This is a genomic window from Inquilinus limosus MP06 (assembly GCF_000767795.1).
GTDB lineage: Bacteria > Pseudomonadota > Alphaproteobacteria > DSM-16000 > Inquilinaceae > Inquilinus > Inquilinus limosus_E.
The window spans coordinates 1-4,974 of sequence record NZ_JANX01000484.1 but is presented as its reverse complement, the minus strand read 5'-3'; the positions used below and the strand labels follow the sequence as shown (position 1 = coordinate 4,974).

Here is a 4,974-nt window from a genome sequence, read left to right as displayed (position 1 = left end):
GCCGCCTTCGCCCGCAGCGCCGCGACCTCTGCATCGCTCGCGCCGAACTCGCCGACCGAACCGACGCCCATGCAGCCCAGGGCCCGCAGCCCGTCATCATCGGCCGCGAGGCCGGCGAGCAGGTCGCGCAGGCCGGCCAGCGGCGAGGCCGGCGCGCTCAGGCGCCGCAGATGGCCGGCGACGCTGCCCTGCTGATAGGCGTCGAGCGCCTCGAGATACAGCCGCTTCTTGTCGCCGAAGGCGTTGTAGAGGCTCTGCCGGCCGATCCCCATCGCCTGGACGAGGTCGTCGGTCGAGGTCAAGGCAAAGCCCTTGGCCCAGAACACCCGCATCGCCCGCTGCAGGGCCTCATCGCGATCGAATTCCCGTGGTCTCACCATGCGCCATGGATAGAGATTATGGACTAATCAGTCAATAACCTCTCCGATGATGCAGTGCGGGCCGGCCTCGCGTCACACCGGCGCCTGCATGGTCGTGCCGCCCGCGGGACACGATGAACTCGGATCCCGCCACCGAAGAAACCGGACGATTCGAGTCCGGGGATTTCGAGACAAGTTCGAGACTTCGCCGTGAAGATCGGCCGAATCCCAAGACTTCGGAAGCCGCATGGCAGAGTCCACGGCAGGGACTTTGACAAGCGCTTCCGCCGCGTCCTAGCGTCCGCGTCCCCCGCGGGACAGCCGCGGCACGAACAAAGCCCAAGAACAAGCGCGGACATCAGAGTGACCCAGATCGACTCGTCGTCCCCCTCCGCCCATGGTTCCGCCGCCGACCGGCGCGCCTGGCTCGAATCCCACGAACACGGCTACCACAAGGGCCTGAGATCCCGGCAGGTGCAGATGATCGCCATCGGCGGCGCCATCGGCACCGGCCTGTTCCTCGGCGCCGGCGGCCGGCTGCAGCTGGCCGGCCCGGCCCTGGCCCTGGTCTATCTGGTCTGCGGCTTCTTCTCCTTCCTGATCCTGCGGGCGCTGGGCGAGCTGGTGATGCATCGCCCGTCCTCCGGCAGCTTCGTCTCCTACACCCGGGAGTTCCTGGGCGAGCGCGCCGCCTTCGTCGCCGGCTGGATGTTCTTCCTGAACTGGGCGATGACCGGCATCGTCGATACCACCGCCGCGGCCCTGTACATGCAGTACTGGTCGATGTTCTCCGACATCCCGCAATGGCTGTTCGCGCTGATCGCCATCGGCCTGATCACGGCGATGAACCTGATCGGCGTGAAGTGGTTCGGCGAGATGGAGTTCTGGTTCTCGCTGATCAAGGTCGCGGCGCTGGCGCTGTTCCTGGTGATCGGCGTGGTCGTGCTGGGCAGCGGCATGGAGGTCGGCGGCCACGCCACCGGCCTGCAGCTGGTCTCCGCCAATGGCGGCATCTTCCCGCACGGGCTGTTGCCCGCCATCGTCATCGTCCAGGGTGTGGTCTTCGCCTATGCCGGGATCGAGCTGATCGGCACCGCCGCCGGCGAGACCGAGGATGCGCGCAAGATCCTGCCGCGGGCGATCAACAGCGTGATCTGGCGCATCGCCCTGTTCTATGTCGGCTCGGTCGCGCTGCTGGTCCTGCTGCTGCCCTGGACCGCCTACAAGGCCGGCGAGAGTCCCTTCGTCACCTTCTTCACCGCGCTGGGCGTGCCGGGCATCGGCACGATCATGAACATCGTGGTGCTGACCGCCGCCCTGTCCAGCCTGAATTCCGGCCTCTATTCCACGGGGCGGGTGCTGCGGTCGCTGGCGATGGGCGGGTCGGCGCCCGACTTCGTGGCCCGGATGAACGCCCGCAAGGTGCCCTATGGCGGCATCCTGGTGACGGTCGGCATCTACTGCATCGGTGTGGTGCTGAACTACGTCGTGCCGTCGCAGGTGTTCGAGATCGTGCTGAACATCGCCTCGCTCGGCATCATCAGCACCTGGGCCTTCATCCTGGTCTGCCAGCTGATGCTGCGCCGGGCGGTGCGGCGCGGCGAGGCGCAGCCGATCACCTTCCGCATGCCGGCCGCCCCGGCCAGCACCTGGCTGACGCTGCTGTTCCTGGCCGGCGTGGTGGTGCTGATGGCGCTGGACTACCCGGTCGGCTCCTACACCGTCGCGTCGCTGCCGGTGATCGCGGTCATCCTCGCCATCGGCTGGGCCCTGGCGCGGAACAAGGTGATGGCCCGGCGCCCCGACAGCCCGATGGCGCAGCACGAGCCGCTGGTGGCGCAGGGCGAAGGGCAGCCCTGATCCCGGTCCGCGCCGCCGGGACGGAACCGGAGGCCGCGGCGCTTGTTCTCCCCTCGCCCCCTGCCGGCGACCGCATCGGGCGCTTGGCAGCGGGCTCCCGATTTGATCCACTGCCCGGGGCGAGGGAGAGAGCACGGCGATGAATATCGGCGAGGCGGCACGACATTCGGGCCTGCCGGCGAAGACGATCCGCTATTACGAGGAGATCGGGCTGGTCCGGCCGGACCGGCGCGGCAACAACTATCGCGACTACTGCGCCCATACGCTGGAGGTGCTGCGCTTCCTGCGCCGGTCGCGCGAATTCGGCTTCACCATCGAGCAGTGCCGGGCCCTGCTGTCGCTGTACGAGGACCCGACCCGCTGCTCCTCCGAGGTCAAGGCCCTGGCCTCGGCCCGGATCGGCGAGATCAACGCCAAGATCCGCGAGCTGGAGGCGCTGCGCGAGAGCCTGGGCGCGCTGGTGTGCCAGTGCCCCGGCGACGCCGCCCCCGCCTGCCCGATCATCGACGAGCTGGCCGGCGCGCCGGCACGCCCCGCCCCGATCGCCGCGATGCGATGACCGCGCAATGATCGCGCGGCGCGCGCTGTTCCTGGTCAATCCGAAGGCCAGCCGGGCCGAGACCGGCCTCGATGCCGTGATCCGCACCCTGACCGATGGCGGGGTCGAGCCGGTGCGGCCGCTGAACGACGATGTCGACACCCTGATCCGGCGCCATGCCCGCGCGGTCGAATGCGTCATCATCGGCGGCGGCGACGGCACGCTGAACCGGGCCGCGCCGGCGCTGATGGAAACCGGGCTGCCGCTCGGCATCCTGCCGCTGGGCACCGCCAACGACCTGGCGCGGACGCTGGAGCTGCCGGCCGACCCGGCGGCCGCGGCCCAGGTCATCGTCGATGGCCGGCTGCGCAGCATCGACCTGGGCGAGGTCAACGGCCGGCCCTTCTTCAACGTCGCCAGCCTGGGCATGAGCGTCGAGCTGGCGAAGTCGCTCGACGGCGACACCAAGAAGCGCTGGGGCCGCTTCGGCTATGCCCTGGCCGCGCTGCGGCTGGTGCGGCGGCTGGAGCGGTTCTCGGCCGAGATCCGGACCGATGACGGCAAGATCATCCGCGGCAAGAGCATCCAGATCGCGGTCGGCAACGGCCGCTACTATGGCGGTGGCATGAGCATCGCCGAGGATGCGGCGCCCGATGACGGCATGCTGGACCTCTATTCGATCGAGGTCGACCACTGGATGTGGCTGGCGCTGATGTACCCGTCCTTCCGCGCCGGGCGCCACGGCCGCTGGGACGAGGTGCATGCGCTGCGCTGCCGGTCGGTCGAGGTGCGCACCCGCCGGCCGCGCGACGTCAACACCGACGGCGAGGTGACGACGCAGACCCCGGCCACGTTCCGGGTGCTGCCGAAGGCGATCCGGGTCTACACCCCGATGCCGGTCATCCCGCAGCCGGAACCGCTGGCCGCCGGCTGACCGCGACCAGCCACAGGCTGCCCAGCACCGCCGCCACCAGCGACCCGGCCAGCACGCCCATCTTGGTCGCCGCCTGCAGCGCCGGGTCCTCGAAGGCCAGCGCACCGATGAACAGGCTCATGGTGAAGCCGATCCCGGCCAGCACCGAGACGCCGGCCAGCTGCGGCGTGGTGGCCCCCGCCGGCAGCGCCGCGACGCCGAGCCGGATCGACGCCCAGGCGGCGACGCCGACACCGAGCGACTTGCCGATCACGAGGCCGGCGGCGATGCCGAGCGGCACCGGCTCCAGGAAGCTCGACAGGCTGGCGCCGGCGAAGGAGACGCCGGCATTGGCGAAGCCGAAGACCGGCACCACCAGGAAGGCGACGACGTCATGCAGGCTGTGCTCCAGCCGCAACAGCGGCGGCTCGTCCTCATCCTCCGCGGTGCGGTCCAGCGGCACCAGGAAGGCCAGCACCACCCCGGCCAGGGTGGCGTGCAGGCCGGATTTCAGCACGAACAGCCAGACCACGGCGCCGACCACCAGATAGGGCCATAGCGCCTGCACCCTGAGCCAGTTGAACAGGCCCAGCACGGCGACGCCGGCCACGGCCCAGGCCAGGAAGGGCAGCGAGATGTCGCCGGTGTAGAACAGGGCGATGATCACCACGGCGGCGACGTCGTCGATGATCGCCAGCGCGGTCAGGAACACCTTCAGCGACACCGGCACCCGGCTGCCCAGCAGCGACAGCACGCCGAGGGCGAAGGCGATGTCGGTCGCGGCCGGAATCGCCCAGCCGCGCAGCGCCACCGGGTCGCCGACATTGATCACGGCATAGATCAGGGCGGGCAGGATGACGCCGCCGGCCGCGGCGATGCCGGGCAGCATCAGCGTCTCGCGCGACGACAGCTCGCCCTGCAGGATCTCGCGCTTGATCTCGAGCCCGACCAGCAGGAAGAACACCGCCATCAGCCCGTCATTGACCCAGTGCAGCAGCGTCTTCTCCAGCGCGAAGGCGCCGATCCGCAGCCCCATCGGCAGGTGCAGCAGGTCGTCATAGGCGCCGGCCAGCGGCGAGTTGGCGGCGATCAGGGCCAGCACCGCGACGGCCATCAGCACGATGCCGCCCGCGGCCTCGATCTCGAGGAAGGAGCGGATGGCCGAGATCGGCTTGCGCACCAGCCAGGCCTTCACGGTCTCGGGCATCGGCTGCTCTCCGGCGTCATGGCGGGGACCACAAATTGAGCGATAGGCAGAGCTGGCTCAACCGGAATCGGGGAGAACGGCAAGACACGTTGCCTCT

At 69.7% G+C, this 4,974-nt stretch carries 5 protein-coding genes; 3 read left to right on the top strand and 2 right to left on the bottom strand.

Translation table 11 applies throughout. The features are described from left to right. A partial coding sequence (locus P409_RS26545) for a TetR/AcrR family transcriptional regulator (RefSeq protein WP_034845498.1) occupies nt 1-380 on the bottom strand: 380 nt, incomplete at its 3' end. Between the two features lie 342 nt (nt 381-722). Between P409_RS26545 and ansP the strand changes: the two genes are divergently transcribed. The 3 genes from ansP (at nt 723) to P409_RS26530 (ending at nt 3,691) form a co-directional block, all read left to right on the top strand. After that, nucleotides 723-2,219, top strand: a complete 1,497-nt coding sequence (gene ansP / locus P409_RS26540; protein ID WP_274519181.1) for an L-asparagine permease — start codon at nt 723-725, stop codon at nt 2,217-2,219. A gap of 139 nt (nt 2,220-2,358) precedes the next feature. Further along, nucleotides 2,359-2,778: a Cu(I)-responsive transcriptional regulator gene (cueR, locus tag P409_RS26535; RefSeq protein ID WP_034845493.1), complete on the top strand. Its 420-nt coding sequence runs from the start codon at nt 2,359-2,361 to the stop codon at nt 2,776-2,778. A gap of 7 nt (nt 2,779-2,785) precedes the next feature. Next, entirely contained in the window at nt 2,786-3,691 is a 906-nt protein-coding gene (locus P409_RS26530) for a lipid kinase (protein ID WP_034845491.1), read from the top strand. Here P409_RS26530 and nhaA read toward each other — a convergent pair. Next, nucleotides 3,657-4,877, bottom strand: a complete 1,221-nt coding sequence (nhaA, locus tag P409_RS26525) for a Na+/H+ antiporter NhaA (protein ID WP_034845489.1) — start codon at nt 4,875-4,877, stop codon at nt 3,657-3,659. The genes P409_RS26530 and nhaA overlap by 35 nt on opposite strands. Nucleotides 4,878-4,974 lie beyond the last annotated feature (97 nt).

Coding starts and splice junctions, on each gene's coding strand:
- nhaA (WP_034845489.1), bottom strand. CDS start 4,877: ATGCCCGAGACCGTGAAGGCCTGGCTGGTGCGCAAGCCGATCTCGGCC.
- cueR (WP_034845493.1), top strand. CDS start 2,359: ATGAATATCGGCGAGGCGGCACGACATTCGGGCCTGCCGGCGAAGACG.
- P409_RS26530 (WP_034845491.1), top strand. CDS start 2,786: ATGATCGCGCGGCGCGCGCTGTTCCTGGTCAATCCGAAGGCCAGCCGG.